Genomic DNA, 2,083 nt, shown 5'->3' with positions numbered 1-2,083 from the left:
TGTAGCTCAAATATCCTTTTAAAGATATAGGATAAGAGCCATCCTCCTTTCTATTAATATTTTGCTAAATTTTATATTTAAAATTATTGTTAAATTCTACCACTAATTTTCAACTACCTCAATGAAATTTTTAACTGTTTTTAAAATGACAAATGAAATTTTTTAGTTATAAATTTGATAGAAATCTAATATCAATATACATATTTCTTTTTTATGATGAAGGAAGTGTAATTTAACTTTTTTGAGATAAAAGAATTGTTAGGAAGAAGACTTTTGAAGTTCAAGAAGTTTTTGTCGAATAATTAAAAACCTTTTCTTATTTTTTAAATAATTTAGGTGCTATAATAATCATAAATTCTTTTAACTCTATATTTTTTCAAATTTTCCCAGGCTTTTTCAAAAACCCATGCAGTTAGATCTTCTGCTTCAGTAACACTACCAACTTTGAAGAGAAGAAATCGATATATTTTCTCAACAAAAAGCTCATAAAGTTCACCAAAAGCTTCTGGTTCACTGTCTTTAGCTCTAATTACCAAGTCCTCAATCATACTTATTTCAATATCATTACTTACACAATATAAACAAACCCTAAATATTATAACGAGGAAATAAAACTTATGTTACAAAACATATATTTATTAGATAAGACTAACTTTTAATGAGGACACATGTATATCATTTTAATTGATATTATTTCCAAATATATTACATTTTTATAAACTGCTGTAGCAGTAAGCTTGTATATATATTGTCTAATTAATACTATTTTCTGATAATTATTACGATAAAACTCAAAATAGAGAATACCCAACAGTATAGAGAGAATATCCTTAATTTTCTTCTCTTAAAGAAATTTAGAAGCAATTTTATTGATAAAAAACCTGTTAATAGAGCAAATATCATACCAATAATTGTATTTGTTATGTTTATATTAGATGATATTTCATTAAATAATCCAACTGTCTTATAAAATCTGAATGTCTCATATAAAGTGGCTGAGAATATTATGGGTATAGATAGTAAAAAGGAAAATTTTAAAGAATCTTCTCTTGATAATCCTCTGGATTTCCCCATTACTGTTGTTATTCCTGATCTTGAAATTCCGGGAACAATGGCTATAGCTTGAGCAATTCCTATAGAAATTGCATCGGATAATCTTAGTGACTTCAATGAGTCAATAGTTTTTCTCATCCATCCCTCAATGAAAAGTAGTATTCCTGTTATAAAAATTGCAATTGCAACATATATTGGAACTGAAAATAGTTTTTCAAAGAAATCATGAGCCAAATAACCCAAGACTGCTGCGGGGATTGTGGCAATAAATAATAACCAGATTATTTTGGATTTTAATAAATTAGTTGACTTATCTTTGGATTTGTCTTTCTCTTTTTTGAATAGATTAATAAACGATTTGAATATATCATTTATATCAGACCACATAGCCCATAAAACAGCTATTAAAGTTGAAAAATGAACCATTACATTAAAGAATAGTGGTGGATTTTCCCATCCAAGAAGATGTGGTATTAGAACCATATGACCTGAGCTACTGACTGGTAAGAATTCAGTAGCTCCCTGAATTATCCCTAATACAATGGATTGAAATAATGACAATAATAACCTCTAATTTAAAATTAATTATTTTTTTTAATTTTTTTATTTTAAATATTGTTTTCTTTTTTTAATAAACATAAAAACTAAAAAGGCTACTATTATTAAAATTATTATAGCAAAGAAAATATATTCAAACTTGTGATAATAATCTAAAATTATCTTCCAGTTCTCCCCAAATATATAACCAAGATATGTCAATATAAAGCACCAGGGTATCACTCCTAAAATTGTATATATTGAAAATTTCGTTAAGTTCATCTTAGCCATTCCTGCAGGAAGGGATATAAATGTTCTAATTCCTGGTAAAAGTCGAGTTACAAAAACTGTTAATTCACCACGATGATTAAACCATCTTTCAACCTTATCAAGTTCTTCTTTTCTTAAAAAAACATATTTACCATACTTCTCTAAAAACGGCCTTCCCCCCAATTTCCCAATATAGTATGCAACATAAGAACCAAATAAATTT

At 26.7% G+C, this 2,083-nt stretch carries 3 protein-coding genes; all 3 read right to left on the bottom strand.

Features of this window, described 5'->3' with window-relative positions:
* Positions 1-332: 332 nt before the first annotated feature.
* Positions 333-548, bottom strand: coding sequence for a hypothetical protein (locus KKC53_05545; GenBank protein MBU2598617.1), 216 nt, complete (start codon positions 546-548; stop codon positions 333-335).
* Between the two features lie 214 nt (positions 549-762).
* Positions 763-1,614, bottom strand: a complete 852-nt coding sequence (locus KKC53_05540; GenBank protein ID MBU2598616.1) for an undecaprenyl-diphosphate phosphatase — start codon at positions 1,612-1,614, stop codon at positions 763-765.
* Between the two features lie 42 nt (positions 1,615-1,656).
* Positions 1,657-2,083, bottom strand: a 427-nt coding sequence (locus tag KKC53_05535) for a DedA family protein (GenBank protein ID MBU2598615.1), incomplete at its 5' end; no start/stop codon positions are given.

The organism is Actinomycetota bacterium (assembly GCA_018830725.1).
Lineage (GTDB): Bacteria > Actinomycetota > Humimicrobiia > JAHJRV01 > JAHJRV01 > JAHJRV01.
The sequence above is the reverse complement of the archived record's forward strand: the minus strand, read 5'-3'. Positions and strand labels throughout refer to the sequence as shown.

What these genes read in the sequence shown, in the direction of transcription:
- KKC53_05545 (MBU2598617.1), bottom strand. Translation starts at nt 548, where the DNA reads ATGATTGAGGACTTGGTAATTAGAGCTAAAGACAGTGAACCAGAAGCT.